Raw genomic sequence first — 26,636 nt, forward strand, 5'->3', positions numbered from 1 at the left:
GTCGATCCTCCTCAGCGCGCGATCAGCGCCACGATCCAGATCACCAGCGTGAGCCCGATCGAGCCGGCGAGGGTCAGCTTGGCGAGCAGGAAGCGCTGCGAGGGCTCGAAGCCCCGGCCGAAATCCCACACGAAGTGGCGCACGCCGCCGAGCATGTGGTGCATCAGCGCCCAGGTGTAGGCGAAGAGCAGCAGGTATCCGACGGGCGAGCCGAAGAACCACGCGGCCGAGGCGTAGGCCTCGGCACCAGAGGCCAGCGAGACGAGCCAGAAGGCGAGGAACACGGTGCCGACGTAGAGCACGATCGCGGTCGCCCGGTGGAAGATGGACATCGCCATCGTCCAGGTCCAGCGATAGATCTGCAGGTGGGGCGACAGGGGCCGCTTCGCTTCGGCTCGTGCGCTCTCGGCTGACGCCATTTCGTCGTGCTCCTCGTGGGCCTGCGGCGCGACGCCGCGAAAATGACACGGGCTCGCAGGGGTAACTAACGGAAGCCCCCCGTGGCGACAATGCGTCATCCGGTCTGGCGGGTTACAGTCTGGAGCGCCTGTAATCAATCCCTCCGGACGTCGTAGGGAGTTTCGCCGATCCCTTTGCCGTCAAGCGCTTGGTTGTGCGCGGCCGTGCCGGGCGACCGCTCCGCGGGGGTCCCGCGCATCACCCGCGGGGGCGCCGCCGGCGTCTTCGCTCCGCCGCCGAGGCGTGCGCGGGCCAGCGCGAGGCTCTTGCGACCGCCGCGCTTGACGCCCTTGCCCGCGCCGAAGGTGAGCAGCCAGAGCAGCGCGAAGCCGAGGCCGCCGGCGATGGCACCCTCCGTCGTCACCGGCACCGCCGGCTCGTACGCGCGGTAGGCGGCCGCCGCGATCCGCGGATCGCCCTCGCGCAGCACGAGCACGACCCGGGAGAGCCCGTCGCGCGCGGCGAGGCGCGCGGCGTGGGCCTCCAGCGCCGCGAGCCGTTCGGCGGCGGCGCGGGCGCCCTCGCCCTGGCGGCGCACGAGGTCGTCCGGGTTGGCCTCGAGCCGCCCGAGCGCGCCCTCGCGGTCGAGCCCCGCCTCGCGCGCGCCGTCGTCGAAGCGCGCGACGACCGTCGCGAGCTCGTCCACGGCGCCCCCGAGGCGCTGCTCGTACTGCTGCGCGAATTCCGGTCCCTGCGACCCGGCGAGCGCGCCGACGAGCCCCATCCCCATGGCGGCGATGCGCGAGAGTGGCATCAGCCCGCTCCCCGCGCCGCGAGCCCGTCGACCGCTGCGGCCTCCCGCAGCATCGCCTCCGTCACCGTCCCGGCCTCTCCCGCGACCTTGAGCGCGCGGGTGCGGGCACCGGGCACCATGACGAGGATCACCGTCTCGGTGCCCGGGCAGGCGGGATCGGCGCAGACGATCTCGTTGACCGCGACCGTCGCGTCCGCGGGCAGCGCGAGCACGGCGCGCGCCAGCGCCGCGACCCGGTCGAGCGCGGCGCGCTCGGGGCGGGGGCGGCCGAAGCGGCCGGCGAAGGTGCCGAGGAGGCTCGCCATGCCCGCCGTCACGGCAGCACGAGGACGCCGCCGGCACCGTCCGCGGCGCCGAAGGCGAGCGTCGCACCGCGATCGTCCCAGGCCAGCGCGGTGATGCCGGAGCCCTTCACCGCCGGGCGCACCAGCAGCTCGGAGGCGTCGGAGAGGCGGATCAGCAGCACCGCGCCGTCCTGGAAGCCGGCGGCGACGACCGGCGCGCGCGGATGGCAGGCGACGCGCGAGACCTGCGCGGGCCGCACGCCGCACTCGCGGGGCTGCTTGCCGGTCGGCCCCTCCTTCGAGTCGAACGGCCAGAGGATCACCGCGTCGGCACCCGAGGTGGCGAGCCACTTGCCGTCGTGGGTCCACGACAGCGAGCGCGACTTGCCGGGATAGCCCGACATGCGCATGTGCCCCTTGTCCGGCTGGAGCCGCCAGCCGTGGAGAGAATTCTCCTGCATCGAGGTGACGACGAAGCGCCCGTCCGGCGACCAGACGACGTCGAGATGCGCGCCCTTCCACTCCAGCCGCTCGGGGGCGCCGTCGAGGTTGGGGAACCACAGCGTGGCGCCGTCGACGTGCGCCACGGCGAGGCGGTAGCCCTTCGGTGCGAAGGCGAGGCCGCGCACGGAGGAGGGCGTGGACAGCGTGCGCTCCTTCCCCTTCGGGTCGCGCGCGGTGACCGTCCTGCCCGACGACCAGGCGATGCCGCCCTCCCGGTGGAGCGCGAGCGCGTCGATCCAGGAGAAGGCCGCCGCCTGCGCGAAGGTGCGGGTCGAGCCGTCCGGCCCGGTCACCGCGACGCGCCCGTCGTCGCCGCCGGTCACGAGCCGCTCGCCGTCGCAGGCCGCCGAGAGCACCGAACCGTCTGGATGCGCCTCGACGCGGTGGCTCTCGCCGCCCTTCCACAGCAGCACGCCGCCGTCGCCGAGCGCGAAGGCGGCGACGGCGCCGAGGAAGGCGCAGGCCGTCACGTGCGCGCCCGCGTCCAGCGGGCGCACGAGGTCGAGCAGGGAGGGCGTGGCGTCGGTCGAGTTCTCGCTCATGGGCCTCTGTCTACCCCCCGATGCGCCCGCGGGGAAGGGGCGCGCGCGGGACGCTTCTCCGCAAGCCTGGTGCAAGCTCGCGGCCCTAGACCTCGTTCCAGCCGAATTCCCACGAGGTCGACATGCGCCATCCCAGACGGAGGCTCCCGCTCGCGGTCGCGCTCGGCGCGTCCCTCCTCGCCGCGCCGAGCGCGACCGCGCTGGAGGCCGCGCCGGACGCCGTCCCGGCCGCGCCGCCGCCGGCCGACGTCGCGCTCTATTGCGAGGCGATCCGCGAGGAGGCGCAGGAGGCTCGGGCGCGCTGGCAGGCGCGCGCGCTCCTCGAGATCGAGGCGCGCATCGAGGCGCGCCTCGCCGATCTCGAGGCCCTGCGCGTCGAGGTCGAGGAGGCGCTCGCCCGGCGCGAGGAGCACCTGCGCCAGGCCGAGGAGGGCATCGTCGCGATCTACGCCCGCATGCGCCCGGACGCCGCCGCCGCCCAGCTCGCCGCGCTCGAGAACGAGATGGCGTCCGCCGTCCTCGCCAAGCTCGCGCCGCGCCAGGCGAGCGCGATCCTCAACGAGATGGAGCCGGGCCGCGCCGCCCAGCTCGCCCGCACCGCCGCCGAGACGGCCCGCACCGACGCAGACCAGGAGCAGTCCCTATGACGCGCCGCCTACCCGTACGCAGCGCCCTCACGCGCACCGCCGCCCTTCTCGGGATCACCGCTCTCACGGCCTGCTCCTCGACCCTGAGCGACATCAACCAGGCGCCGGGGCTGACACCCGTCGGCGCCGGCCTGACCACCGCGCACGCCGCGCTGCCGGTCTCGACGTCGCCGGCCGAGGGGCCGCGGGCCTACCACTCGCTGTGGAGCGAGCGGCGCGAGAACCTCTTCTCCGACAGCCGCGCCATGCGTGTGGGCGACGTCGTCACCGTGCACATCACCATCGACGACGAGGCGACCCTCGACAACGAGTCGAGCCGCTCGCGCGATTCCGGCGCCGGCTTCGGGCTCGGCTTCGGCTTCGGCGTGGACGGCGTGGGCACGAGCGGCGACTTCGGCGCGGACCTCTCCGCCAACACCCGCAGCCGCGGGCGCGGCTCGGTCGGGCGCTCGGAGCGCGTGGTCGTCTCCGTCGCGGCCGTCGTCACCCAGGTCCTGCCCAACGGCAACCTCCTGATCTCCGGCTCGCAGGAGGTGCGCGTGAACTACGAGGTCAGGGTGATCTCGGTCGCCGGCATCGCCCGGCCGCGCGACATCTCCCCGCGCAACACCATCCGCTACGACCAGATCGCCGAGGCGCGCATCTCCTACGGCGGCGCCGGCCGGACGACGGAGGTGCAGCAGCCCGGCTGGGGCCAGCAGCTCTACGACCGCGTCTCGCCGTTCTGAGCCTCGCCGTTCCGCACGCCGTTCCCAGAGGAGGCCGCACGATGGCCCGCGAGCCCACGAGAGCCGCGCTCCCCGCCCCGTCTGCCGGGCTCCCTGCTCCCGCGGGAACCGCCTCGGCGCCCGCGCTCCCGTCGCGGGGCCGCGGCAGGGGTGGTTCCGGCCAGGAGAAGGGCGGGGGCGTCGCCTTCGCGGTCGCCCTCGTCCTCCTCACGCTGCTGGGCGTCGGCACCGGCGCGGGGCTGGGCCTGACGCTCGGCGACCCCGCCGCGCCGGCACCCGCGGCCGACGCGGGCGACATGGGCCCGGCGGTCCGCGACGCCGACGTGAGCGTGGTGCGCCTCGATCCGGTCGTGGCGAACCTCGCCGAGCCCTCCGAGATCTGGGTGCGCATCGACGGCGCGCTGCTGCTCGACGGCGTCGAGCCGGAGGAGGCGCCGGCGCTGGCCGCGCGGGTCGCCGGCGACACGCTGGCCTACCTGCGCACCCTGCCCCTCGCGCGGCTCGAGGGCGCCACCGGCCTCGCGCACCTGCGCGAAGACCTCACCGAGCGCGCGCGCACCCGCACCGAGGGCCGCGTGCGCGAGTTCGTCATCGAGAGCCTCGTCGTGCAATGAGCCGCGCCCGCGCCCTCCTCCTCGCCGTCCCCCTCGCGCTCGCGGGCCTCATCGTCCTCGCCGCGCCCGCGCTGGCGCAGGGTTTCGACCAGGGCTTCGACCTGTCGAGCCTGCTGCCCGAGGGCGAGGGTTCGACCACGGGCCGGATCGTCCAGCTGGTGGCCCTGCTCACGGTGCTGTCGATCGCACCGGGGCTGATGATCATGGTCACGAGCTTCGTGCGCTTCGTGGTCGCCCTCTCCTTCCTGCGCGCGGGCATGGGCCTGCAGTCGACACCCGCGAACCTCGTCTTGATCTCGCTCGCGCTGTTCATGACCTTCTACGTCATGGCGCCGACCTTCGACCGCGCCTGGGCCGAGGGCATCGAGCCGCTGATCGCCGAGGAGATCACGGAGGAGGAGGCCTTCGCCCGCACGGTCCAGCCGTTCCGCGAGTTCATGCTCGCCCACGTGCGTGACGAGGACCTGGCCATGTTCCAGGAACTCGCCAGCGCGAGCTTCGTCTCGGAGGCGGTGGCGCAGGAGGGCGGCGTCCCCGGCGTCCCGGGGGCCGACGCCTCCGCGCCCGCGTCCGACGACGAGATCGACCTGCGCACCCTCATCCCCGCCTTCATGATCTCCGAATTGCGCCGCGGCTTCGAGATCGGCTTCATCATCGCGCTCCCGTTCCTCGTCATCGACATCATGGTGGCGACGATCGTCATGTCGATGGGCATGATGATGATGCCCCCCACCGTGATCTCCCTGCCGTTCAAGATCCTGTTCTTCGTGCTGATCGACGGGTGGAACATCCTGGTGGGGGGGTTGGTGCGGTCGTATTTCTGAGGGTGGCGGCGGGGGCGATCCGGCTTGGCGCTGCCGCGACCGGTTAACGTCCGTCAACCTTCGGCCGCCGCGAGGCCACCGGATTTCCAAGCTTCATTAAACCGCGATTGAGGCTCCCAGGAGCACGCTCGAACTGTTCCTCGTCGTCGTCGGACAATGAGCAGTTACAGCGGAGCCAATCGAATGTCGTTCCTCGCGCGCTTCCGGATCACCACCAAGATCCTGTCGGTCATCGCCATCCTCGCCGCCGTCGCCGTACTGGTGAGCGTCGTCGCCGTCACCTCGCTCGGCTCGCTCGCCCGGGCGACCGCCATGATGGACGAGGATGCGCATCGGGCGCTCACCGGCATGCGAATCGACACGACCATGCTGGCCGTGAGCCGCGAGCAGTATCGCCTCGTGGCGAACCCGAGCCCCGAGGTTCTCCGCAACGCGCGCGGCACCCTGGAGCGCGAGCTCGCCCGCCTCGAGGACCTCCTGGGGCAGCTCCAGGAGAGCGCGTCGGCGGCGGACGCGGGCGACCTCGCGATCATCCGCGCGGACCTCGACGCCTACCGGACGGGTATCGGCACGGTCCTCGCCGCGGCCGACGCCGTGACGTCGGTCGATTCGAGGCTCGAGATGATCGCCCTGAGAGCCGCGGCGGACGCGAACTCGGAGATCGCCGAGGACCTGATCCATCACGCCGACGAGATCATCGAGCGGCTTTCCGAGCGTGTCGCCACCGCGGCGCACGACGCACGCCTCGAGCATCGCAGCGCCACCACGATCATCGTCTCGGTCGCCGCCGTCGGCATCCTCGTCGGGCTGGCGCTCGGGGCGGCGATCGCGCATCTCGGCATCGGCCGGCCGCTCACCGGGATCGTCGCGGCGCTGCGCCGGCTCGCGGCCGCGGACTGGCGCACCGAGGTGCCGGGCACGGATCGCGCCGACGAGGTCGGCGACGTCGCCAAGGCGGCGCTCGTGTTCAAGGAGAACGGCCTCGAGGCCGAGCGCCTGCGCGCCGAGAGCGCGGACGCCCAGGCCGCGCGGGTCCGCCGCCAGGAGGCCGTCGAGGGGGCGATCGCCCGCTTCGAGGCGGCCGCGGCCTCCATCGGCGCCGCGCTCTCGCGCTCCTCGGGCGAGCTGTCGGACGCCGCCCGCGCCATGTCGGCGACCGCCGAGCAGACGACGAGCCAGGCGACCGCCGTCGCCGCCGCCTCCGAGCAGGCCGCCGCCAACGTCGAGGCGGTCGCCGCTTCCTCCACGGAGCTCGCCGCCACCGTCCAGGAGGTCGGCCGCCAGGCGTCCGACACCGCGAGCGTCGCCGGCGGCGCCGCCGACCGGGCGGGCGAGACGGTGGCGAAGGTGACGCGTCTCACCGCGGCCTCCCAGCGCATCGGCGACATCGTCGGCCTGATCCAGCAGATCGCCGAGCAGACGAACCTGCTCGCGCTGAACGCGACCATCGAGGCGGCGCGCGCCGGCGAGGCCGGCAAGGGCTTCGCGGTCGTCGCCGCCGAGGTGAAGTCGCTCGCCTCCCAGACCGCGAAGGCGACCGAGGAGATCGCCGAGCAGGTGCGCGACATCCAGGAGGTCTCCGGCGACACGGCGGGTGCGATCGGCGGGATCGCCGAGGCGATCCGCACGCTCAGCGGCTACGCCTCCGGCATCGCCGCCGCCGTCGAGCAGCAGAACGCCGCGACGCAGGAGATCGCGCGCAGCGTCTCGCAGGCCTCCACCGGCGCGAGCGAGGTCTCGGCCAACATCTCGGGCGTGCGCGAGGCGGCGGAGACGACGACGCGGGCCGCGGGCCGCATCCTCGGCTCCTCGCGCGACCTCGACGCCCAGGCGCGCGCCCTTTCCGAGCGCGTCGAGGCGTTCCTGACGGAGGTCCGCGCGGCGTGAGCCGTCGGTCGCTCGATCACGACGCGCCGGACCTCCCGGCGGAAGCCGACGAGCGCTCCGCAGTCGTGGGAGCGTCCGAGTAGCCGGAATGGCCTACCAGTACGACAGCCCCGTCGCGACGCGTCGGGCGGGGTCGATGCCGCCCCGCGGGCGGCGGGGCTCCCGGGATCAGGTCGCGACCTCGACGCGCACGCCGGGCGTGCGGGCCTGCGCATGCGCCACCACCTCCGCGCCGGCGCGCCGGACGGCGAGATCGATGCGGCCGGGACCGACGGAGAGGTTGCGAACCACGATCTCGTCGAGGAACGCGGGCAGGATCGGGCGATCGAGGCGCACGACCTGCCCGCGCGGATCGATCCGCAGGCCCAGGCAGGCGGCGATGAGCGCGAAGGGGGTCGCAGCCGCCCAGGCCTGCGGCAGGCAGGCGACGGGATAGAGCGTCGGCCCCTGCCCGGGCCGGCGGGCGAAGCCGCAGAACAATTCCGGCAGGCGCTGGAGATCCATGTAGGTCGACGCGTGGAAGAGGCCGTCGAGGATGCGGGCGGCCTCGTGCCGGAAGCCGTAGCGCGCGAGCCCGGTCGCGATCAGCGCGTTGTCGTGCGGCCAGACCGAACCGTTGTGGTACGAAATCGGATTGTAGCGCGCCTCGCCGCGCGCCAGGGTGCGCACGCCCCAGCCGGAGAACGAGGCCTCCCCCATCAGCGTGTGCGCGACGTCCGCCGCGTGCGCCTCGGAGGCGATCCCCGTGAACAGCGCATGGCCCGCGTTCGAGGAACGCACGCGGCAGGGCCGCTTCTCGCCGTCGAGGGCGATGGCGTAGGTGCCGAGATCCGCGCACCAGAACGCGTCCGCGAAGCGCGCGGCGAGCGCTTCGGCTTCGCCGCCCAGGCGCTTCGCGCGGGTGTCGTCGCCCAGGCGAACGGCGATGTCGGCGGCCGCGCGCTTCGCGCCGTAGACGTAGGCCTGCACCTCGCAAAGCGCGATCGGGCCCTCGGCGAAGCCGCCGTCCGCGTGGAAGATGGAATCGTGGCTGTCCTTCCAGCCCTGGTTCTGCAGGCCGCTGTGCATGCGCCGCCCGTACTCGACGAAGCCGTCGCCGTCGCGGTCGCCGTAGTCGTCGATCCAGGCGAGGGCGCGCTCGATGGCCGGCAGGAGCGTGCGGATCGTGGCGACGTCGTCCGTGCGCGCGAGGTAGGCGCCGGCGAGCATGACGAAGAGCGGCGTGGCGTCGATCGTGCCGTAGTAGCGGCGGAACGGCACCTCGCCGAGCGCCGCCATCTCGCCGTAGCGCATCTCGTGCAGGATCTTTCCGGGCTCGGCGTCCGAGGCCGCGTCCTCGCGATCGGCCTGATGCGCCGCGAGGAAGCGCAGCACGCCCCCGGCGACCGCGGGGTCGAGCCAGAGCATGTGAAAGGCCGTGATCAGCGCGTCCCGGCCGAAGGCGGCGGAGAACCAGGGGGTGCCGGCATAGGGATAGGGGCCGTGCGGCGTGTCGGTCGCCAGCATGGCGAGATCCGACGTCGCGCGCCGCAGGGCGCCGTTGAGCTGCTCGTGCGACGTCGCCACCGAGGCGGCCCGTGAGGACGCGCGCCGGAGCGCGCGGCGCGCCTCCAGCGCGGCGGTGCGGAACCGCACCTCCGGCGCCGCCGCCGGCGCGGTCTCGGTGAACCCGACCTCCAGATTCAGCACCGCCTGCCCTCCGGGCTGGAGTGCCACGGTGAAGGTCGCCCGGTCCGGACCGAGCGTCGTGGGCGCGGGCGCGAAGCGCAGCCGCGTCGTGCGTGCGACCTCGTCGAGCCCGACATAGACGAGGCGCACCGTGTCGGCGCCGACCTCCGGTGCGAGATACCGACCGCGGCGGGCGCGCTTGGCGCCGCGCACCTCGAAGAGGTCGGCGAAGTCCGCCGCGAAGCGCAGGGCGATCTCGAGCGTGAGCGGCCGGTCGGCGAAGCTGCGCACGCCGATCCGCTCGTAGGCGGCGTCGCCGTGCAGGAACTTGCTGCGCCTCACGTGCACGAGGTCGTGCTCCAGCACGACGACTCCATCGGCGTCCTGGAGGTCGCCGTTCGTCAGGTCGCAGGTCAGCGAGGCGTTGTCGTCGCGCATCACGGAGGAGAGCAGGATCGGGCGCTCGGCGGCGATCGTGAGATCGAGATGGGAGAGGTGGCGCGTGTCGCGGTGGAACAGCCCGTCGGAGCTGTCGCGCCCGGAGAGCACGTCGCCGCTCGGGTCGAGCACGGCGAAGGTGTCGCCGGACTTGAGGATGCGGGCGCGCCGCTCCCCGAGCGATCCGTGCGCGACGACGGCGTAGTGCGGGGCGATCCGCTCGGCGCCCTCGCGGGTGCCGGGCTCGGTCGTAGAGGTCATGATCTGCGATCCATCCCGCTCAGGAGAGCGCGTGCGGCGGTTGCAGGACGGCGTCGACCGGCCGGACGGCCGCCGACGTGCCGCGCGCGAGCGTGCGGTAGACCTCGAGATAGTCCTTCGCCATGCGCGAGGCCGTGAAGCGCTCCTCGAACGCCGCGCGCACCTCCTCGCGGGGGAGCGCATCGACGCGTGCGCAGGCGCGAACCGCCTCCGCGACGTCCTCGACGATGAAGCCCGATCGCCCCTCCTCGAGGATCTCGGGCACCGAGCCGCGGCGGAAGGCGATCGTCGGCGTGCCGCAGGACATCGCCTCGATCATCACGAGCCCGAAGGGCTCCGGCCAGTCGATCGGCATCAGCAGCGCACGCGCATTGCCCAGGAAGGCGGCCTTCTCGCGCTCGCCGATCTCGCCGACGTACTCGACGTTGGGGTTCATCGCGATCATCGGCGCGATCGTCTCGCGCCAATAGGCCTCGTCCACCCGGTCGATCTTCGCGGCGATCTTCAGCGGCAGGCCCGCGCGTGTCGCGATCTCGATGGCGCGATCGGGGCGCTTCTCCTCGGAGATCCGGCCGAGGAAGGCGAGATAGCCGCCGCGCGGCTCGGCCACGAAGGGCAGGAGGTCGCTGGGCAGCCCGTGCTGGATCGTACGCACGAAGTTGGCGAAGCGCAGCGGCCCGCGCTGGTCGTCGGAGATGGAGACGAGCTGCGCCTGCGAGAACACGCGGTAGAACGGCAGGAGATCGGGCAGGTCGAGGCGCCCGTGCACCGTGGTCAGGGTCGAACTCGCGAAGGCGCGCACGAGCGGCATCTGGAGCAGGTCGACGTGGAAATGGATGACGTCGAACCCGGAGGCGCGGCCGACGACCCGCTCGAGCATGAGGAGGTGATGCGGCAGCTGGTCGCGCACGCCGGCATCGAGACGCAGCGCCCGCTGGCAGCATCCGACGAGCTCGGCGCTCGTGACGGAATCGCCCGAGGCGAACAGCGTGACCTCGTGGCCGAGGCGTACGAGCTCCTCCGTGAGATAGGACACGATCCGCTCCGTGCCGCCGTAGAGCCTCGGCGGTACGCTCTCGCTCAACGGCGCGACCTGTGCGATCTTCATGGGCGTGAGGTCCTCATGCTTGGGAGCCGCGGCGGGGCGGCTCGGCCGAAGGCGGCCGTGGGCGCGGGATAATGGTCGCGGCTCACCCCGCCGGACGCCGCACGGAGTTGCCGCCGGCGATGATCCGGTCGATCAGGGCCGCGACGCCGCGATGCGTCTCGTCGTCGCCGCCGGAGCCGATGGCGCCCTCGTGCGTGGCCGCCGCGTCCTTCAGAATCCCCATGATCTCGGGTTCGGACAGGAGCTTGCCGTCGTTCATCGCGAGCAGGAGCGATTCGCAGATCGACAGCGCCGCGACCCCCGACAATTCGTTGATGGTCGGCATGCGTGCGTTCCTTCGGCTGACGGGCGATCTCCCGAGCCGCCGGCGTGGCCCTCGGGAAAAAAAGCACCTTGGAGTATTTTCGAGGCCGGTGGACTGATTTGAAGCAGTGCCCACGCCGCAATCCGCCTTCAGGGTGGCAATGACGGGAGGCAGCCTTGATTGCGCAGGTGACGAGCCCTCTGGCCCGCAAGCTCGGTTGCTTCGTGGCCCTATCGGACGCGGAGTTCGCGGTCCTCGAGCGCCTGCAGCGGCGCCGCCGCCCCGTCGCGGCGGGACGGGAGATCGTCCATCAGGGTCAGTCGGAGCAGGCGGCGTACATTCTCGTGTCCGGTTGGGTGTGCTCGTACAAGACACTGCGGGACGGTTCACGTCAGATCGTGGATTTCCAGATCCCGGGCGACTTCCTCGGGCTGCGGAGCACGCTCCTGCACACCTCGGACCACGGCATCGACTCGATCACCGACATCGAGATCTGCGAGGTTCCATCCGGCGACCTCCTCGCGGCGTTCGCCGACACGCCCCGGCTCGCCACGGCGGTGCTCTGGGCGGCGTCACGCGACGAGGCCATGGTGGTCGAGCACCTCGCGGGGCTGGGGCGACGGGCCGCGCCGCAGCGCGTGGCGCATTTCCTCCTGGAACTCGGGGCGCGGCTCGCGCTGGTCGGCATGGGCACGAAGGCGCGATACGCTTGCCCGCTGACGCAATATCTGCTGGCCGATGCGCTCGGGCTGAGCGCCGTGCACATCAATCGCGTCCTGCGTCAGCTGCGTGAGCAGGGACTCGTCACCTTCAGGGACGGAATGGTCGTCTTCGACGACTACAGGGGCCTCGTCGCGCTGGCGGATTTCGATCCCGCCTATCTCGACCAGGAACGACCGCTGCTGAGATGACCGCGGGCGCCGGGTCCTCGGCGGCGCGGCGACCCACCCCGACCGCCACGCGAACGGGTCCCGCGCGCGACGATCCGCACGCGACGATCCGCGCACGACGATCGCGCACCAAGCGATCCGGGTGAGAGCGCTGGAGCTGTCCCGAGCCGAGCTCGAGCGCACCCTCGCCGAGCGTACCTCGGAGGCCGAGGCGGCCAAGGATCGCCTGCGCGTCGTCGCGCGGGAGGCGGCGCACCGCTTCGGCAACCTGTTCGCCACGCTCCAGGCCGTGGCCCGGCGCACGGCCGGTGAGACGACCAACGTCGAGGTCTACGTCGAGGCACTGATCGGACGGATCGCCGCGATGGGCTCGGCTCTGCGTCAGGTGACGACCGAAGACTGGGCGGTCAGCGTCGACTTCGGGCACATCGTCGAGACGCAGCTCGCCGCCTATCACGAAACCTACGCCGAGCAGATCGAGGTGCGGGGACCCGGCGTGCTCGTACGGACGGAGTAGGCGCGCATGATCGGCCTGATCGTCCACGAACTCGCCACCAACGCCATCAAGCACGGTGCCTTGGCTGCGAAAGGGGGACGCGTCGAGGTCGCCTGGAGCGTTTCGCGGCTGGAGGGCGCCGACATGCTCGAGTTCCGCTGGCGCGAGCACACCACCCTCGCGAACGCGTGTTCGGTCTTCTCGGACGATGGCTTCGGGTCGGTTCTCCTCAGGCGTGCCGCACCGGCGCAGCTGAGGGGGAAGGCCGAGCTCGCCCTCACGGGAGAGGGCCTGCTCTATCGACTCGAGGTCCCGGTACCCTGAAGAACGGGAGAGCTCGGATGCTGCCGCGGACGGACGATCGCGGGCCCTCGCTCGACCTCCGCGATCCCTCCGCAGGCATCGTCGACCGCACGGCCCCCGCCGCGTCACGCGGCGGGTCGGGGCGCCGTCGGCGCGAGGGTCAGCGCCGGTGCGTCGGGGCGGTGCCGCAGGAGATCGATCAGCGCGGCGTCGGAGGCGTCCTCGACCTCGTCGGTCCAGACCCGGAACGAGGTCAGGTCGTAGGCGCCGTAGCTCGTCATCATGGCGCCGTCGGCGGCGTCGCGCCCGCGGACCATCAGCACGCGCCCGATCCGGGGCGTGTTGTAGCGCGCGTCGAAGGTGAACCAGCGCCCGCCGAGATAGACCTCGGTCCAGGCGCAGAAGTCGCCGGGCCCCGAGGGGGGGACGCCGATGTCGCCCAGGTACCCGCTCGCGTAGCGCGCCGGGATGCTCATCGCCCGGCACAGCGCCACGGTGAGATGGGCGAAGTCCCGGCAGACGCCGGTCTTCTCGCGCAGGGCGTCGCCCGCGGTCTTGGTCGGGCGGCCGAAGCCGTAACCGAAGGTGAGGTGGTTGTGCACGAAATTGCTGATCGCCTGCACCCGTGCCCAGCCGGGCGGGGTGGAGCCGAACAGCGCCCACGCCTCGTCGCGGATGGCGTCGGATTCGCAGTAGCGGCTCGCGGTGAGGAAGGGCAGCGTCTCGGGCGGCAGGTCGATGATGTCGTGTTGGCGCGCGTTCCAGTCGTAGGGATCGGGCGCGCCGTCGTCCTCGACGATGCAGTCGGAGGCGATCGTCAGCGCCCCCGGCGGCGCCTTCAGGCGCGTCAGCCGGTTGCCGAACGGGTCGACGATGTCCTGCGCCGGCAGGTCGGGAGACGTTCGCAGCCGGTCGGAGCCGACGACCCGGCCCGCATAGCTGGAATGGGGCGACAGCGCCAGGATCAGCGTCGTCTCCGTCTCGCACGTCAGGCCGATCTCGAACCCGATTCGAATGAACATCGCCACCATCCTGCTTTCGAGATATCGTGCGCGACCGTCTGCAGGGGCCGGAGATCGTCGATGGCGCAGCCGCGCCCGCGTCCGGACCGTCGCGACGCGCCCCGTCCCGCGTCGAGACCGAGGACACTCGCCCGTTGAGCACGCTGAGCATAAGCCATCTGACGCGCTATACCTACGATCGCGCCGTCGAATTCGGGCCGCATCACCTGATGCTGCGTCCCCGCGACGGCCACGACATGCGCATCCTCGATTCGAGCCTGTCGGTCTCGCCGCCGGCGGACATGCACTGGTCCTACGACACGTTCGGAAACTCGGTGGCGCTGCTCACGTTCCGCGAGGCGGCGGACGAGCTCGTGGTCTCGAGCGAGCTCCTGCTGCGACGCTACGGGCGCGACGAACCGCTGCCGCACATCGCGCTGCACGCGGGGGCCTATCCGGTGCGCTACGACGTCGACGAGCGCGTCGACCTCGCCCCGCTCCTGACGATCGACCGAGCGCAGGACGCGGCGGCCGTCTCGGCCTGGATCGCGACGATGCTCCCGGCCCTGCCGAGCGGCAGCCTCGCGGTGCTCGACGCGCTCGGCGACGCCGTGCATCGCGCCTTCGCCTACCGGCGGCGGGAGGAGCGCGGCGTGCAGTCCCCGGCCTCGACGATCGCCGCCGGCAGCGGCACCTGCCGGGATTTCGCCTTCCTGTTCATGGAGGCGGCGCGGTCGCTCGGCTTCGCCGCCCGCTTCGTGACCGGCTATCTCTACGATCCGGCGGCCGATGCCTCGCGCGGCCCGGCACTGACGGGAGGCGGCGCGACCCATGCCTGGGCCGACGTCTTCCTGCCCGGGGCGGGCTGGATCGAGTTCGACCCGACGAACCGCATCGTCGCCGGCCGCAACCTGATCCGCGTCGCGACCACGCGCACGCCCGCCCAGGCGCTGCCGGTGAGCGGGACCTTCACGCCCGTCGGCGGAGCGTCCTGCACGGGCATGGACGTCCGGGTGTCGGTGGCGCGAACGCCGTGATCGGCGCCGGCGGTCACGGCGGAGGCTCGGTCGAAGGGCGTCCGACGACGCGATCGACCGCGATCCACGCGGTTGCCCCGTGGGTCGCAGTGGAGGCGAAGATCGTGAAGGCGACCAGCGCCCGCTCCCGTCCGTCGAGCGGCGTGCCCCACAAGCACTCACGCGGTTCCGGTTCACGCAGTCGACGTCGGCCGACACCTGCGACGAGGCACCGCGCCGGACAGAAGCGCCGGGGCAAGACGCGGACTGGAGCCGGCGCGCCGATCGGCGCTTCGAGCATCAGCGCTCCGAGGAGAAGTGGCGCTTCAGATAGGAGAGGATCGTCTCCTTCGTCTCGTCGTCCATTTCGGCCATGCCCTGCTGCTCGACCATCCAGGTCCAGGTGTAGTCCCAGCGCGCGTCGGTGAGGCGCTGCTGGGTGACGATGTCGAGGGAGTGGCAGGCCGAGCAGAGGTAGTAGGTGTCCTCCATCCCGGGCGTGTCGGGCAGGTCGGCGAAGTCCGGGTTGCGCGGCACGTCGTCGGCCGGCGCGGGGGCCGGCCCCCGGCCACCGCCCGGCATCATCGGGTCGAACCCGCCGCCGCCCGGCCGCATCGGGTCGAAGCCCTGGGCCGCGAGGCCGGCGGGGACCAGGAGAAGGGCGAGGAGACAGGCGAGGGGCGCGGTCGCGCGGGTCGCGCGGCGAAGGTGGCTGGGCATGGGTCTGCGTTCTCGGCGTGTGCGGAGCGGGAGTCGAGACGAAGCCGGGCGCCCGCGGTCGCGGGCGCCCGGCGCGAGGGCGGGCGTCGAGCCGGCCGCGATCAGACGGCGAACAGCGCGATGCGGTGCATCATGTTGTTGCCGTAACCCCGCGGGTTCCAGCCGGGCACGACCGGCGGCTGCATGTTGCCGTCCTTGTCCGTGGCGCGCGCCCAGACCTCGTAGTAGCCCGCTTCCGGCGGGGTGACGCTCGCCGTCCAGCGCTGCCAGGCGAAGGGGTTGGGCGGCGCCATCAGCTCCGCTTCCTGCCAGGTCTGGCCGAAGTCGAGGGAGACGTGCATGGCCGCGACGTCGCCCTTGCCGCACCAGGCGTGGCCGCGCACCTCGGTCGGCCGCCCGGCGGCCACCTCGGCGCCCGTCGCCGGGAAGGTGACGAGCGACTTCACCGGCATCTCCATCATGACGACCATGTCGCTCTCCGGCACCTCCGTGCCGGGCGCGACCGGGTAGGCCGGCAGCCGGTACGAGTAGCCCGTCATCTTGGAGCCGTCGTGCTCCTGGTCGCGCACCCAGATGCGGGTGAGGTACTTCTGCGAGGCCGAGCCGGGGAAGCCGGGGACGACGAGGCGCAACGGGAAGCCGTGCATCGCCGGCACCGGCTGGCCGTTCATCGCCCAGGCGATCAGGTTCTCGGGGGCCAGCGCCTTCTCGATCGGGACGCCGCGGGAGATCACCACCCTCTCGGGGTCGCCGGAGAGGTGGACGTCGTTGCCGTAGTGGCCGGTATAGACGGCGGTCGACTTCACGCCCGCCCGCTCGAGCACGTCCTTGAGGCGCACGCCCGTCCATTCCGGGCAGCCGACCGCGCCGACCGTCCACTGGTTGCCCGACGCGCCGGGCTGGAAGAAGGCGCGCCCGTTGCCGCCGCACTCCACCCACAGCGGGGCGGTGACGGTCTCGAAGTCGTTCTGCAGGTCGGCGATCGTCAGCGTCAGCGGGTTCTCGACCTCGCCGTCGATGGTGAGCGTCCAGCCCTCGGCGTCCATGTCCATGGCGTGCTGGGGCACGAGGCCGTTGTTGCGCACGAACATCCGCTCGTAGGGGGTGACGTCGTCGTCGAGGAGGTGCGGCGGCGTCTCGGCGTTGACCGGGCGATCGTTGAGCAGCGTCAGGCCCTGCTTGCCATCCATCAGGCCGAGGCCGGAATCCTGCGCGAGCGCCACGGGCACGAAGCCGGGGGGCGCGTTGCGGCCGAAGGGAATCGCGGTGCCGAGCAGCGCGCCCATCGCGGTCAGCCCCGCGCCCTTGAGGAACCCGCGCCGGCCGGGACCGGCCGTCTCGCCTGCCGCCGTCGCGGCCGCCTGGCCCGGGGCTTTGGTGGAAGCATCGTCGAGCATGCCGGTTCCTCCGTTCTCTCGTTGTCGTCTGGCCGAGCGACGCACGCTCGTACTGCGTAGCGTAACCCCGGAGCAGTACCCATGCAAGGGAAGGAATTCATCGGCCGGTTTTTCGCGGTCCCCAGACTTCATCTGGAGTTGCCGAACTCTTGCCGCGAGCCGTGGGGATTTTATCTATGGGGTCGACGGAGCAAAGGGCAACCGAGACGCGGTACGCCACGAGGTCGTCGCGCTCGCATCCGTAAATCGCCGCCGACGATGCGCGCCATGGTTACGCTTCCAGATCGAGACGTACCACCTTCAGGTCCGGATCGTCCGCGTCCGCGCGGATCGCGAAGCCGAGCTGACGGCACATCTCGAGCATGGTGCGGTTCTCGCGCAGCACCTGGCCCTCGACGTGGGCGAGGCCCTCCGTCTTCGCCCATTCTATCATCAGCTGCATCAGCCGCCAGCCGAGCCCGATGCCCTTGAGGTCGGAGCGCAGCAGGATCGCGTACTCCCCGCTCTCGTGGTTGGCGTCGGCGTGGAGGCGCACGGCACCCATCATCTCCCCCGTGTCGGGGTCGATCGCCACGAAGGCGATGGCGCGCGCGTAGTCGATCTGCGTGAGGCGCGCGATGAAGGAATGCGAGAAGTCCTTCACCGGCGCGAAGAAGCGCAGCCGAAGGTCCTCGTCGGTGACGCGCTCGAAGAACGCGAGGAAGAGCGCCTCGTCCTCGGGGCGGACCGGGCGCACGAAGACCTCGCGCCCGTCCGGCAGCGGAAGGCGGCGCTCCCACTCGATGGGGTAGGGCCGCACCGCGAAGCTCGCGTGCGGAGCGCTCGCCCGCCGGCCGCTCACCGGCGCCACCGCGACGCGGGCGTCCACCGCGATCACGCCGTCCTTGTCGGCGAGGAACGGATTGATGTCGAGTTCGCGCACTTCCGGCAGGTCGGCGGCGAGCTGCGAGAGCTTGACGAGGACGAGCTGGACCGCCTCGAGATCCGCGGCGGGCACGTCGCGGTAGGCCGCCAGCACCCGCGAGACGCGGGTGCGGGAGATCAGCCCGGCGGCGAGGTTCATGTCGAGCGGGGGCAGGGCGAGCGCCTTGTCGTTGATCACCTCCACCGCCGTGCCGCCGCGGCCGAACACGATCACCGGCCCGAACGTGTCGTCGTGCGCGATGCCGGCGATGAGCTCGCGGGCCTTGGGCTTGCGCACCATCGGCTGAACGGTGACGCCGGTGATCCGCGCCTGCGGCTTGAGCCGCGCGGCGCGCGCGAGGATGTCGCGGGTCGCCTCCTCCACCGCCTGCACGCTGGTGAGGTCGAGCGAGACGCCGCCGATGTCGGACTTGTGGACGATGTCGGGGGAGAGGATCTTCACCGCGACCGTGCCGCCCGCCTCGACGAAGGGCCGCGCCGCGGCGCCGGCCTCCTCCGCCGTGCGTGCGAGCGTCACCGGCGCGTCGGGGATGGCGTAGGCGCGCATCAGGCCCGAGACCTCCATCGGGTCGAGCCAGGTGCGCCCCTCGGCGACGACGTGCTCGACGATGGCGCGGGCGGCGGCGCGGTCGGGGGCGAAGTCCTGCGGCAGGCTGGCGGGCGTGCGCATCAGGATGTCCTGCGCCTCGCGCCAGCGCACGAGGTGCATGAACCCCTGCACGGCGTCCGCCTCGTTGGCGTAGTGCGGGATGCCCGCGGCCTCGAAGGCACGCCCCGCCTCCGGGTCCTCGCCGATCCACACGGCGAAGACGGGCTTGCGGCGAAACGCCGTCTCTCGGTCGCGTGCCACGGTCTCGACCACCGCCTGCGCCGCCGCGGGCGCGGAGGCGAGCGCGGTCGGCACGTTGAGGACGAGGACGGCGTCGTTCGCCGGGTCCTTCAGGAGGGCGTCCAGCGCGCCGGCGTAGCGGCGCGCGTCGGCGTCGCCGATGATGTCGACGGGGTTCGCCCGCGACCAGGTCCGCGGCAGCATCGCGTCGAGCACCGCGCCGGTTTCCTCCGAGATCTCGGCGAGCGTCCCGCCGCGGTCGATCAACCGGTCGACGGCGAGCACGCCCACGCCCCCTCCGTTGGTGAGGATCGCGAGGCGCGAGCCCTGGAACGGCTTCTGGCGCCCGAGAGTCTCGGCCGCGGCGAAGAGCTCGTCGAGGTCGTAGACGCGCAGCAGGCCGGCGCGGCGGAAGGCGGCGTCGTAGACGCCGTCGGAGCCCGCGAGCGCGCCCGTGTGCGTCGCCGCCGCCTTGGCGCCCTGGGCGTGGCGACCGGACTTGATCACCACGACGGGCTTCGCCCGCGAGGCCGCGCGGGCGGCGGACATGAACTTGCGCGCCGCGCCGATCGATTCGACGTAGAGCAGGATGGCGCGGGTGTGCCGGTCGGCGGCGAACCAGTCGAGGCAGTCGCCGAAGTCGACGTCCGCCTTGTCGCCCAGCGAGACCACGGCGGAGAAGCCGACGTTGCGCTGCCGGCCCCATTCGACGAGCCCCGCCGCGATGGCGCCCGACTGCGAGATCAGGGCCAGATCGCCCGCGAGCGGCGCGTTCGCCGCGAAGCTCGCGTCGAGCCCGGCGCGCGGCGCCATGACGCCGAGGCAGTTCGGCCCGACGATCCGAAGGCCGTAGCGGCGCGCGCGCTGGCGCGCGTCCTCGGCGAGCGAGCCAGGGCCGTGGCCGAGCCCCGCGGTGATGACGATGGCGGCGCCCGCCCCGATCCGCCCGGCGTCCTCGATCACGCCCGGCACGGAGGCGGGCGGGGAGGCGACGACGACGAGATCCGGCACCTCGGAGAGATCGGAGAGCCGGGCGACGCAGGCCCGCCCGTCGATCTCGCGGTGGCGCGGGTTCACCGGCGTGATCGGCCCGGCGAAGCCCGCACGGCCGAGGTTGCGCAGCACGGTGCGCCCGAGAGAGCCCTCCCGCGGGCTCGCGCCGACGAGGGCGATGGAGCGGGGCGCGAAGAGCTTGTCGAGATTCCAGGTGCTCATGGTCGGGCTCTCCTGCGGGCGCGGCGCGGGCGCACGGCGCGCCGAGTCGGCGGAAACGCGGTCGGCGAGAACGGGGTCGACGAGAACGGGTCCCTGATGGGAGACGCGCGACCGGCGGAAGGTCAAGCGCAGCCGATGGAGCATGGTTCGACGACGCCCGTGCGACGCGCCGTCGCCCGTGCTCACAGGCGCACGAGCGAGAGGACGAGTTCCTCGTAGCTCGTCCCCAGTCCGTCGAGCCGCGCCGCGAGGGCGGCTTGCGAGGCCGCGAGCCCGTCCCGGCGGCTCGCGTGCGCACGCTCGATCGCGAGGAGCTCGGCGTAGAGCGGCTCGATCACCGCGCGGGCGGCGGCCGACGCGCCGCGGCGGTTCGAGTGGTAGCCGACCAGGCGGCCCGCGGCGTCCCGGCTCGGCGTGACGTGGGCGAAGACCCAGTAATGCGCACCGTCGGCGGCGAGGTTGTTCACGTAGGCGAACACCTCGCGGCCCGCCTCGATCTCCCGCCACAGGTGGGCGAACACGCAGCGCGGCATGTCCGGGTGGCGGATGATCGAATGCGGCGCGCCGATCGCCCGCGCCTCGTCGAGCGCGGCCATCGCGAGGAAGGTCGCGTTGGCGTAGGTGATCCGGCCCTTCGGGTCGGTCTTGGTGACGATGATCTCGCCCGGCGGCAGGGTCCGCTCGACGCCGCTCGGCGCGACGACGCGATCGAGGCGTCGCCCGGAGCGGTCGGTCGGAGCGCGGTCGGCCGAGTCGCTGGGCGTCGAGCGTCTTGGCGTCGAGCGTCTTGGCGTCGAGTGTCTTGGCGTCGAGTGTCTTGGCGTCGCGAGCACGAGCGGTCACCTTCCCTGGCCTGTCGTGCGGGGAAGGCTAGGCCGGCGGCCGGGTGCGGCGCCCTGATCTGGATCAACGCGGGCGCGACGGAGCCCCGCCGCCGGGAGTCTCGCCCGCCTCAGCCGCCGCGGCGGGGACGCGGCGGCAGCGGCACGGTCTCGCCCGCGTCCCCGGCGATGGTGGCGAGGACGAGCGCGTCGTTCTCGCGCGCCGGGCCGGCGTCCGTCGCCTCCGGTTCGTCCGCATCGAGCCGCGCGTAGACGGCGCTGCCGTGCTCGAGCAGGCGCGCGAGGCGCCGGGCGCGGGCGGATTCGGAGCGCCCGTCGACGGAGACGTAGCGGTCGATGCGGGCGCCGATCATCGCCGAGAAGCGGGCGTCGACCTCGGCCACGCTGAGCGGGCGCCGGCGGTTGCCGCCCTCGTAGAAGATGGCGCGGTTGGCCCGCGCGGCGGCGGCGAAGGCCTCGGCCGCGGCACCGTCCGGGCTCGCGTCCTTGAGCGCGAGGAAGCGCTCCGCGCCGCCCGGGCCGAGGAAATGGGCGATGTAGACCTCGTGCGGGGCGAGCCCCCGCCCGAGCGTCGCCTCGATGCGCGCCCGGTCGCGGGCGAGCATTTCACCGGCCATGAGGCCCGACAGCAGCGGATCGCCGCGCAGCGCGAGGATCTCCTCGCGACGGTCCGCGTCCTCGACGACGTAGCGCCCGTCGGGACGCTTGACGATGTCCGCGGCCTCCTCGGCGAGCCCGTGCTCGGCGCCGAACGCGTGGACGACCTGCAGCCAGGTCTGCTCGATGAACTGGAACAGGCCCTGCGCCGAGGACGTGCTCGCGCCCACCCCCGGCCGCAGGCTCGATTCCTTGTCGGCGAGCGCGAGCATGAAGACCGGGTCGGCGCCCGTGCGCGCGGAGGCGGCCTGCACGGCGGTGACGATCCAGCGCTCGACGCGCATCGCGCCGAAGCGCACCGTCCGCCTCTCCTGCGAGATCGCGTGCTTCAGCGTCGCGATCTTCGCGATCGCCACCGCCGGCGCCGCGTCGGCCACCTGCACCGCGAGGCGGGTATGCGTCGCCCGCGGCGTCGCGGCGGCGAGACGCGCGCGCAGCGCTTCGAGGCCGGACGATGCGAGGGCGAGCGGTGCGAATCCGGAGACGCAGCAGGGCCCGGGACTCGCGACCGCGGCGGCGATGCCGGCGATCGGCGCGCGGGCGCCGTCGACGACGAGGAGATTGGCGCAGAGCCCGAGGCTCAGCGCCGCGACCACCCGGCGGGTGGACCGGGCGGTGCCGGTCGTCGCGTCGATCGGGGGGGAACTCATCCGCCCCGACCGCGTTTCAGAGTGACCCACCTGCGTGCACCCGCTCGCGGCAATGCCCGCGGACGCGTCGAGCCGCGCCGTGATCGCCTGCGTCATTCCACCCCCTCGACGAGTATGCGCCGCGATTCGGCGCTCTTGATCGCTGAGGCACGCTTCCACCTTCAATCCGGCGGCAATGGGTCAGCGTGGCCGTCCGTGCGTGCGACGGTCCGCCGCGTCATCGAAAAGCCGCGGAGCGCCGGTAGAACGCGCCGAGGTCGTGGTGACGGCGCGCGCCGCGCCGCCGCCGGTCGCAGGGGAGAAGCAGCATGATGACGGACACCGTCGCGCCCGCGCCCTCCGCACTCGCGCCCCCGAACTCCGTCGGGCGCCCGTCGGCGCGATTCAACGTCTTCATGCGCCGCGACGCGCAGGAACTGCGCTGCGCCGTGCCGGAGGACCGCGCGGTCCCCGCCTTCATCGTCGCGCAGGACTGGGCCTTCGTCGGCCGCCTGGACGGCGAGACGCCGGCGCCCCGCGGCTTCGACACCCGCGCCGCCGACGTGCTCGCCCGCTGGAACGGGTTCTACCTGTTCGAGGAATGGGAACGGCACGCCGCGGGGTGAGCCGCGCCGGCTTTCAGGCGAGGTCTTCGGGGACGAAGGCGTGGAGGGAATAGAGGACACCCGCGAGCCCGGCCACGATCGCGAACAGCCGCGTGTCCCCGATCAACGCCATGACCGAAGGATAGACGACCCCTACCAGCAGCAGGATCGAGACTGCGAGCGTCAGGCCGTCGAAGACGCGCTTCAGTCCCCCACCAAGGGACTTCCCGCCTGCGGATTTGCTCATGCGGCTGCTACGGATCAGTTCGATCGCGTATCCGACCGCTACGTAGCCGGCGGTGATGGCGAGCATCCAGGTGAACAGCTCGGAGTGATCTGCGGGAATCACGGCTCGCGCGCCACACGGAACTCTAGTACGAGCCCCAGGATCGCTCCAGCCGCGAAGACGGACGCCTGCGCGCCTTCCGGGTAGGCGAGCGAGAGCGCGTGCGCGACCGTACCCGCGCCCGCGAGAGCGAGGCCGCCGAAGCCGATCGCCGCACGCAGCGCCCGTGGCAATACCGCCGTCCGCCGCTCCCCGTGCACCCGCGCCATTTCCACCTCTCCGTCGCCCATCGACCGATTTGCACTATCTCGTTGCCGTCGGCGTCCTGTCAAGGACGCCCCATCCGACGGGGGACGGCGGTGGCGCGCGTCTTGTTCCGCGCGTCCGGCACGCCTATGGTCCGCGCGCCGCCGGACCGAACGGAGTGATGCGCGCGTGGCCATTGCCAGCATGACGGGATTCGCCCGCGAGGCCGGGACGACGGGCGCGACCGCGTGGGCGCTCGAAGCGAAGTCCGTGAACGGGCGGGGGCTCGACGTGCGCCCGCGCACGCCGCCGGGCTTCGACGCGATCGGCGAGGAGGCGCGTCGCGTGCTCTCGCAGGCGCTCGCGCGCGGGCAGGTCCAGCTGTCGCTGTCGCTCCAGCGCGCCGCCGGGGCGCCGACCGTGCGCGTCAACCGCGAGATTCTCCAGAACCTGCTCGATGCGCTCGCGCAGGTGCGGGTGCCCGAGGGCGTCGCCCCGGCCTCGCTCGACGGGCTGCTGGCCGTGCGCGGCGTGATCGAGCTCGACGAGGGCGAGGCCGCGGCGAGCCCCGCGGCGCTGGAGGCCGACCTGCGCGCCGCCCTGCCGCGCCTCGCCGCGGCGCTCGCCGCCGCGCGCCGCGAGGAGGGCGCGGCGCTCGAGGCGGTGATCCAGGGTCATCTCGCCACCATCGCGGATCTCGTCGCCCAGGCGGAGGCGCATCCGGGGCGCACAGCGGAGGCGATCCGCGAGCGGCTCTCGGCGCAGGTGGCGACGCTCGTCGCGGCGCATGGGGGGCTCGACCCGGCGCGGCTCCACCAGGAGGCGGCGCTCCTCGCCACCCGCGCCGACATCCGCGAGGAGCTCGACCGGCTCTCCGCCCATGTGGCCCAGGCCCGTGCCCTGCTGGCCGAGGGCGGCGCCGTCGGGCGCAGGCTCGACTTCCTCGCCCAGGAATTCGGCCGCGAAGCCAACACCCTGTGCGCCAAGGCGAACGACCCGACGCTCTCGCGGATCGGGCTCGCTCTCAAGCACGTCGTCGATCAGCTGCGCGAGCAGGTGCAGAACGTGGAGTGACGGGATGGCCCCCGAGACCGGCAAGACCATCGAGCCCGAGAGCGCCCCGCGCGAGCGTACCCGCCGCGGCGTGATGCTGATCATCGCCTCGCCCTCGGGCGCGGGCAAGTCGACGCTGTCGCGGCTCCTCCTCCAGACCGACAAGGACATCACCATGTCGGTCTCGGTGACGACGCGCCCGCGCCGCGCCTCGGAGGTCGACGGCGTGCACTACCGCTTCATCTCCGAGCGCGACTTCCTGCTGATGCGCGAACGCGACGAGCTGCTCGAGCACGCGCAGGTGCACGGCAACTACTACGGCACGCCCCGCGCGCCGGTGGAGGCCGCGCTCGGGCAGGGGCGCGACATCCTCTTCGACATCGACGTCCAGGGCACGCTGCAGCTCTACGAGACCATGCGGCCGGACGTGGCGAGCGTGTTCATCCTGCCGCCCTCCATCGCAGAGCTGGAGAAGCGCCTCGCGCGCCGCGCCGAGGACGACCACGCCACCATCCGCCGCCGCCTGCGCACGGCGCTGGGCGAGATCGAGCGCTGGCGTGACTACGACTACGTGCTGGTCAACGACGACCTGGAGCGCACCTTCCACGACCTGGAAGCGATCCTCAAGGCCGAGCGCGTGCGCCGCACGCGGCGCGAGAGCCTCGCCCCGCTGATCGACACGCTGACGCGCGACCTCGCGGAGGTGCTGGCGGAGGAGGGGTGAGCGGGGAGAGAGCGGGGGCGGCCCGCCCTGCTCTCGAACGGCCCGCCGTCCGCGCCGAGGCGCGGACTCCTCCCCTACGGCGAGGAAGCACCGGCCCCCCGCCCATTCTCACATGTTCGGATAGACCGGCCCGCCGCCGCCCTCCGGCGTCACCCATCGGATGTTCTGCGTCGGGTCCTTGATGTCGCAGGTCTTGCAGTGGACGCAGTTCTGGGCGTTGATCACGAACTTCGGCTCCGTCTTCGCGTCCGCGTCGGCGTAGACGATCTCGTAGACGCCCGCCGGGCAGTAGAGCCGCGCCGGTTCGCCGTATTTCGGCAGGTTGTGCTCCACCGGCACCTTCGGGTCGAGCAGCACGAGATGGCTCGGCTGATCCTCCTCGTGGTTCGTGTTCGACAGGAACACGGAGGAGAGCTTGTCGAAGGTGAGCACGCCGTCGGGCCTGGGGTAGGTCTTCGGCTTCACCTCGGAGAGCGGCTTCAGGCACTCGTGGTCCGGCTTGCCGTGGGGGAGCGTGCCGAAGAAGGACGAGCCCATGATCTGGTGCGTCCACATGTCGAGCCCGCCCAGCGCGACGCCGAGCGCCGTCCCGTACTTCGACCACATCGGCTTGACGTTGCGCACGCGGTAGAGGTCCTCGCCCACCGCGGAGGCGCGCCAGGCCTCCTCGTAGGAGGCGACCTCGTCGTGGCCGCGCCCCGCCCGCACCGCCTCGAAGACGTGGTCGGCGCACAGCATGCCCGACAGGATGGCGTTGTGCGAGCCCTTGATGCGCGGCACGTTGACGAAGCCGCCCGCGTCGCCGACGAGGCAGCCGCCGGGGAACGAGAGCTTCGGCACGGACTGCCAGCCGCCCTCGACGATCGCCCGCGCGCCGTAGGCGATGCGCTTGGCGCCCTCGAAGGTCTCGGCGATGAGCGGATGCGTCTTGAAACGCTGCATCTCGTCGAAGGGCGACAGCGTCGGGTTCTCGTAGTTGAGATGCACGACGAAGCCGACGGAGACGAGGTTCTCGCCGTAGTGATACAGCCACGAGCCGCCGCCGGTGCGGTTGTCGAGCGGCCAGCCGAAGGAGTGCTGCACGAGGCCCGCGCGGTGCTTCTCCGGCTGGACCTCCCAGAGCTCCTTGACGCCGATGCCGTATTTCTGCGGCTCGCGGCCCTCCATCAGGCCGAACCGGTTGATCATCTGCTTGGCGAGGTTGCCGCGCGCGCCCTCGGCGAAGATCGTGTACTTCGCACGCAGCTCCATGCCTCGGGTGTAGTTCGGGCCGGGCTCGCCCTCCCGCGTGATGCCGAGGTCGCCGGTGGCGACGCCGACCACCTCGCCGTCCTCGACCAGCACCTCCGAGGCGGCGAAGCCCGGGTAGATCTCGACGCCGAGCGCCTCCGCGCGCGGGGCGAGCCAGCGGCAGACACGGCCGAGCGAGCCGATGAAGTTGCCGTGGTTCGACATCAGGGAGGGCATGAACAGGTTCGGCAGCCGCACGCCGCCGGCGGGGCCGAGGAACAGGAACTCGTCCTTCGTCACCTCGGTGTCGAGCGGCCGCTCTGGATCCTCGCGCCAATCCGGCACGAGCGCATCGAGGCCGGAGGGATCGATCACGGCGCCCGAGAGGACGTGCGCGCCGACCTCCGCGCCCTTCTCGACCACGACGACGGAGATCTCCGCGCCGGCCTCGGCCGCGCGCTGCTTGAGGCGCATGGCGGTCGCGAGCCCGGCGGGGCCGGCGCCGACCACGACGACGTCGAAATCCATCGCCTCGCGGTGGGGCAGGTTCT

28 protein-coding genes are annotated in these 26,636 nt (G+C 72.5%); 12 read left to right on the forward strand and 16 right to left on the reverse strand.

Annotation, left to right across the window (positions count from 1 at the left end):
- Window positions 1–11: 11 nt before the first annotated feature.
- From sdhC to AB9M23_RS11255, 4 genes are all read right to left on the reverse strand, one after another.
- Window positions 12–419 (reverse strand): succinate dehydrogenase, cytochrome b556 subunit, encoded by a 408-nt coding sequence (gene sdhC / locus AB9M23_RS11240; RefSeq protein WP_372424628.1) that lies wholly within the window; start codon window positions 417–419, stop codon window positions 12–14.
- 134 nt (window positions 420–553) lie between these two features.
- Window positions 554–1,213 carry a DUF2937 family protein gene (locus AB9M23_RS11245; RefSeq protein WP_372424629.1) on the reverse strand — a complete coding sequence of 220 codons (660 nt, stop codon included), beginning with the start codon at window positions 1,211–1,213 and terminating at the stop codon, window positions 554–556.
- Window positions 1,213–1,518, reverse strand: a complete 306-nt coding sequence (locus tag AB9M23_RS11250; RefSeq protein WP_372424630.1) for a hypothetical protein — start codon at window positions 1,516–1,518, stop codon at window positions 1,213–1,215. The genes AB9M23_RS11245 and AB9M23_RS11250 overlap by 1 nt, the downstream gene beginning before the upstream one ends.
- Window positions 1,519–1,526: 8 nt before the next feature.
- Window positions 1,527–2,543 (reverse strand): WD40 repeat domain-containing protein, encoded by a 1,017-nt coding sequence (locus tag AB9M23_RS11255; RefSeq protein ID WP_372424631.1) that lies wholly within the window; start codon window positions 2,541–2,543, stop codon window positions 1,527–1,529.
- A 122-nt stretch (window positions 2,544–2,665) separates the two neighbouring features.
- Here AB9M23_RS11255 and AB9M23_RS11260 point away from each other — a divergent pair, with 122 nt between their 5' ends.
- The 5 genes from AB9M23_RS11260 (at window position 2,666) to AB9M23_RS11280 (ending at window position 7,243) form a co-directional block, all read left to right on the forward strand.
- The gene (locus AB9M23_RS11260) at window positions 2,666–3,190 is read left to right on the forward strand and encodes a MotE family protein (RefSeq protein WP_372424632.1); all 525 of its coding nucleotides are present in this window, start codon (window positions 2,666–2,668) and stop codon (window positions 3,188–3,190) included.
- Window positions 3,187–3,918 (forward strand): flagellar basal body L-ring protein FlgH, encoded by a 732-nt coding sequence (flgH, locus tag AB9M23_RS11265; RefSeq protein ID WP_372424633.1) that lies wholly within the window; start codon window positions 3,187–3,189, stop codon window positions 3,916–3,918. The genes AB9M23_RS11260 and flgH overlap by 4 nt, the downstream gene beginning before the upstream one ends.
- Window positions 3,919–3,959: 41 nt before the next feature.
- Window positions 3,960–4,532, forward strand: coding sequence for a flagellar basal body-associated FliL family protein (locus AB9M23_RS11270; RefSeq protein ID WP_372424634.1), 573 nt, complete (start codon window positions 3,960–3,962; stop codon window positions 4,530–4,532).
- Entirely contained in the window at window positions 4,529–5,356 is an 828-nt protein-coding gene (locus AB9M23_RS11275) for an EscR/YscR/HrcR family type III secretion system export apparatus protein (RefSeq protein ID WP_372424635.1), read from the forward strand. Before AB9M23_RS11270 ends, AB9M23_RS11275 begins: the two co-directional genes overlap by 4 nt.
- A gap of 183 nt (window positions 5,357–5,539) precedes the next feature.
- Window positions 5,540–7,243, forward strand: a complete 1,704-nt coding sequence (locus AB9M23_RS11280; RefSeq protein ID WP_372424637.1) for a methyl-accepting chemotaxis protein — start codon at window positions 5,540–5,542, stop codon at window positions 7,241–7,243.
- Window positions 7,244–7,411: 168 nt separating this feature from the next.
- On the opposite strand, the gene AB9M23_RS11285 is transcribed toward AB9M23_RS11280, so the two are convergent.
- The 3 genes from AB9M23_RS11285 to AB9M23_RS11295 form a co-directional block, all read right to left on the reverse strand.
- On the reverse strand, window positions 7,412–9,610 hold the full coding sequence (locus tag AB9M23_RS11285) for an amylo-alpha-1,6-glucosidase (protein ID WP_372424638.1): 2,199 nt from the start codon (window positions 9,608–9,610) through the stop codon (window positions 7,412–7,414).
- Between the two features lie 19 nt (window positions 9,611–9,629).
- Complete coding sequence (locus AB9M23_RS11290; protein ID WP_372424639.1) at window positions 9,630–10,718, reverse strand: glycosyltransferase family 4 protein; 1,089 nt, start codon at window positions 10,716–10,718, stop codon at window positions 9,630–9,632.
- An 82-nt stretch (window positions 10,719–10,800) separates the two neighbouring features.
- Complete coding sequence (locus AB9M23_RS11295; protein ID WP_372424640.1) at window positions 10,801–11,043, reverse strand: hypothetical protein; 243 nt, start codon at window positions 11,041–11,043, stop codon at window positions 10,801–10,803.
- A gap of 155 nt (window positions 11,044–11,198) precedes the next feature.
- On the opposite strand from AB9M23_RS11295, the gene AB9M23_RS11300 reads away from it, so the two are divergent.
- The 3 genes from AB9M23_RS11300 to AB9M23_RS11310 all read left to right on the forward strand — a co-directional run bounded on the left by AB9M23_RS11300 (window position 11,199) and on the right by AB9M23_RS11310 (window position 12,732).
- Window positions 11,199–11,933, forward strand: coding sequence for a Crp/Fnr family transcriptional regulator (locus AB9M23_RS11300; protein WP_372424641.1), 735 nt, complete (start codon window positions 11,199–11,201; stop codon window positions 11,931–11,933).
- Window positions 11,934–12,054: 121 nt separating this feature from the next.
- Window positions 12,055–12,429: an HWE histidine kinase domain-containing protein gene (locus tag AB9M23_RS11305; RefSeq protein WP_372424642.1), complete on the forward strand. Its 375-nt coding sequence runs from the start codon at window positions 12,055–12,057 to the stop codon at window positions 12,427–12,429.
- Window positions 12,430–12,435: 6 nt separating this feature from the next.
- Window positions 12,436–12,732: a hypothetical protein gene (locus AB9M23_RS11310; RefSeq protein WP_372424643.1), complete on the forward strand. Its 297-nt coding sequence runs from the start codon at window positions 12,436–12,438 to the stop codon at window positions 12,730–12,732.
- Between the two features lie 104 nt (window positions 12,733–12,836).
- Here AB9M23_RS11310 and AB9M23_RS11315 read toward each other — a convergent pair whose 3' ends face one another.
- Complete coding sequence (locus AB9M23_RS11315; protein WP_372424644.1) at window positions 12,837–13,733, reverse strand: transglutaminase-like domain-containing protein; 897 nt, start codon at window positions 13,731–13,733, stop codon at window positions 12,837–12,839.
- Window positions 13,734–13,867: 134 nt separating this feature from the next.
- On the opposite strand from AB9M23_RS11315, the gene AB9M23_RS11320 reads away from it, so the two are divergent.
- Window positions 13,868–14,749, forward strand: a complete 882-nt coding sequence (locus tag AB9M23_RS11320; protein ID WP_372424645.1) for a transglutaminase family protein — start codon at window positions 13,868–13,870, stop codon at window positions 14,747–14,749.
- Window positions 14,750–15,028: 279 nt separating this feature from the next.
- On the opposite strand, the gene AB9M23_RS11325 is transcribed toward AB9M23_RS11320, so the two are convergent.
- From AB9M23_RS11325 to AB9M23_RS11345, 5 genes are all read right to left on the reverse strand, one after another.
- Window positions 15,029–15,448: a hypothetical protein gene (locus AB9M23_RS11325; protein WP_372424646.1), complete on the reverse strand. Its 420-nt coding sequence runs from the start codon at window positions 15,446–15,448 to the stop codon at window positions 15,029–15,031.
- A gap of 101 nt (window positions 15,449–15,549) precedes the next feature.
- Window positions 15,550–16,845, reverse strand: a complete 1,296-nt coding sequence (locus tag AB9M23_RS11330) for a sulfite oxidase (protein WP_372424647.1) — start codon at window positions 16,843–16,845, stop codon at window positions 15,550–15,552.
- 271 nt (window positions 16,846–17,116) lie between these two features.
- Entirely contained in the window at window positions 17,117–19,813 is a 2,697-nt protein-coding gene (locus AB9M23_RS11335; protein WP_372424648.1) for a bifunctional acetate--CoA ligase family protein/GNAT family N-acetyltransferase, read from the reverse strand.
- Window positions 19,814–19,995: 182 nt separating this feature from the next.
- A complete protein-coding gene (locus AB9M23_RS11340) occupies window positions 19,996–20,487 on the reverse strand; it encodes a PAS domain-containing protein (protein WP_372424724.1) in 492 nt (163 codons plus the stop codon).
- A gap of 278 nt (window positions 20,488–20,765) precedes the next feature.
- Entirely contained in the window at window positions 20,766–21,962 is a 1,197-nt protein-coding gene (locus tag AB9M23_RS11345) for a lytic transglycosylase domain-containing protein (RefSeq protein WP_372424649.1), read from the reverse strand.
- Window positions 21,963–22,270: 308 nt separating this feature from the next.
- Between AB9M23_RS11345 and AB9M23_RS11350 the strand changes: the two genes are divergently transcribed.
- A complete protein-coding gene (locus AB9M23_RS11350; protein ID WP_372424650.1) occupies window positions 22,271–22,567 on the forward strand; it encodes a hypothetical protein in 297 nt (98 codons plus the stop codon).
- Between the two features lie 13 nt (window positions 22,568–22,580).
- Here AB9M23_RS11350 and AB9M23_RS11355 read toward each other — a convergent pair whose 3' ends face one another.
- Both AB9M23_RS11355 and AB9M23_RS11360 read right to left on the reverse strand, forming a co-directional pair.
- A complete protein-coding gene (locus AB9M23_RS11355; RefSeq protein WP_372424651.1) occupies window positions 22,581–22,859 on the reverse strand; it encodes a hypothetical protein in 279 nt (92 codons plus the stop codon).
- Window positions 22,860–22,891: 32 nt separating this feature from the next.
- A complete protein-coding gene (locus AB9M23_RS11360; protein ID WP_372424652.1) occupies window positions 22,892–23,101 on the reverse strand; it encodes a hypothetical protein in 210 nt (69 codons plus the stop codon).
- A 166-nt stretch (window positions 23,102–23,267) separates the two neighbouring features.
- Here AB9M23_RS11360 and AB9M23_RS11365 point away from each other — a divergent pair, with 166 nt between their 5' ends.
- The gene (locus AB9M23_RS11365) at window positions 23,268–24,152 is read left to right on the forward strand and encodes a YicC/YloC family endoribonuclease (RefSeq protein ID WP_372424653.1); all 885 of its coding nucleotides are present in this window, start codon (window positions 23,268–23,270) and stop codon (window positions 24,150–24,152) included.
- Window positions 24,153–24,156: 4 nt separating this feature from the next.
- Window positions 24,157–24,855 carry a guanylate kinase gene (gmk, locus tag AB9M23_RS11370; protein ID WP_372424654.1) on the forward strand — a complete coding sequence of 233 codons (699 nt, stop codon included), beginning with the start codon at window positions 24,157–24,159 and terminating at the stop codon, window positions 24,853–24,855.
- Window positions 24,856–24,963: 108 nt separating this feature from the next.
- On the opposite strand, the gene AB9M23_RS11375 is transcribed toward gmk, so the two are convergent.
- Window positions 24,964–26,613, reverse strand: coding sequence for an electron transfer flavoprotein-ubiquinone oxidoreductase (locus AB9M23_RS11375; protein WP_372424725.1), 1,650 nt, complete (start codon window positions 26,611–26,613; stop codon window positions 24,964–24,966).
- Window positions 26,614–26,636 lie beyond the last annotated feature (23 nt).

This window comes from Salinarimonas chemoclinalis, assembly GCF_041514305.1.
In the GTDB taxonomy this organism is placed as follows: domain Bacteria; phylum Pseudomonadota; class Alphaproteobacteria; order Rhizobiales; family Beijerinckiaceae; genus Salinarimonas; species Salinarimonas chemoclinalis.

Bases quoted from the DNA above. Each gene is read 5' to 3' on its own strand.
- AB9M23_RS11285 (WP_372424638.1), bottom strand. From the start codon at position 9,610: ATGACCTCTACGACCGAGCCCGGCACCCGCGAGGGCGCCGAGCGGATC.
- AB9M23_RS11290 (WP_372424639.1), bottom strand. From the start codon at position 10,718: ATGAAGATCGCACAGGTCGCGCCGTTGAGCGAGAGCGTACCGCCGAGG.
- AB9M23_RS11355 (WP_372424651.1), bottom strand. From the start codon at position 22,859: ATGCTCGCCATCACCGCCGGCTACGTAGCGGTCGGATACGCGATCGAA.
- AB9M23_RS11345 (WP_372424649.1), bottom strand. From the start codon at position 21,962: ATGAGTTCCCCCCCGATCGACGCGACGACCGGCACCGCCCGGTCCACC.
- AB9M23_RS11335 (WP_372424648.1), bottom strand. From the start codon at position 19,813: ATGAGCACCTGGAATCTCGACAAGCTCTTCGCGCCCCGCTCCATCGCC.
- AB9M23_RS11330 (WP_372424647.1), bottom strand. From the start codon at position 16,845: ATGCTCGACGATGCTTCCACCAAAGCCCCGGGCCAGGCGGCCGCGACG.
- AB9M23_RS11375 (WP_372424725.1), bottom strand. From the start codon at position 26,613: ATGGATTTCGACGTCGTCGTGGTCGGCGCCGGCCCCGCCGGGCTCGCG.
- AB9M23_RS11255 (WP_372424631.1), bottom strand. From the start codon at position 2,543: ATGAGCGAGAACTCGACCGACGCCACGCCCTCCCTGCTCGACCTCGTG.
- flgH (WP_372424633.1), top strand. From the start codon at position 3,187: ATGACGCGCCGCCTACCCGTACGCAGCGCCCTCACGCGCACCGCCGCC.
- AB9M23_RS11350 (WP_372424650.1), top strand. From the start codon at position 22,271: ATGATGACGGACACCGTCGCGCCCGCGCCCTCCGCACTCGCGCCCCCG.
- AB9M23_RS11315 (WP_372424644.1), bottom strand. From the start codon at position 13,733: ATGTTCATTCGAATCGGGTTCGAGATCGGCCTGACGTGCGAGACGGAG.
- AB9M23_RS11245 (WP_372424629.1), bottom strand. From the start codon at position 1,213: ATGCCACTCTCGCGCATCGCCGCCATGGGGATGGGGCTCGTCGGCGCG.
- AB9M23_RS11310 (WP_372424643.1), top strand. From the start codon at position 12,436: ATGATCGGCCTGATCGTCCACGAACTCGCCACCAACGCCATCAAGCAC.
- AB9M23_RS11260 (WP_372424632.1), top strand. From the start codon at position 2,666: ATGCGCCATCCCAGACGGAGGCTCCCGCTCGCGGTCGCGCTCGGCGCG.
- AB9M23_RS11275 (WP_372424635.1), top strand. From the start codon at position 4,529: ATGAGCCGCGCCCGCGCCCTCCTCCTCGCCGTCCCCCTCGCGCTCGCG.
- AB9M23_RS11325 (WP_372424646.1), bottom strand. From the start codon at position 15,448: ATGCCCAGCCACCTTCGCCGCGCGACCCGCGCGACCGCGCCCCTCGCC.
- AB9M23_RS11280 (WP_372424637.1), top strand. From the start codon at position 5,540: ATGTCGTTCCTCGCGCGCTTCCGGATCACCACCAAGATCCTGTCGGTC.
- AB9M23_RS11295 (WP_372424640.1), bottom strand. From the start codon at position 11,043: ATGCCGACCATCAACGAATTGTCGGGGGTCGCGGCGCTGTCGATCTGC.
- AB9M23_RS11360 (WP_372424652.1), bottom strand. From the start codon at position 23,101: ATGGCGCGGGTGCACGGGGAGCGGCGGACGGCGGTATTGCCACGGGCG.
- AB9M23_RS11270 (WP_372424634.1), top strand. From the start codon at position 3,960: ATGGCCCGCGAGCCCACGAGAGCCGCGCTCCCCGCCCCGTCTGCCGGG.
- AB9M23_RS11250 (WP_372424630.1), bottom strand. From the start codon at position 1,518: ATGGCGAGCCTCCTCGGCACCTTCGCCGGCCGCTTCGGCCGCCCCCGC.
- sdhC (WP_372424628.1), bottom strand. From the start codon at position 419: ATGGCGTCAGCCGAGAGCGCACGAGCCGAAGCGAAGCGGCCCCTGTCG.
- gmk (WP_372424654.1), top strand. From the start codon at position 24,157: ATGGCCCCCGAGACCGGCAAGACCATCGAGCCCGAGAGCGCCCCGCGC.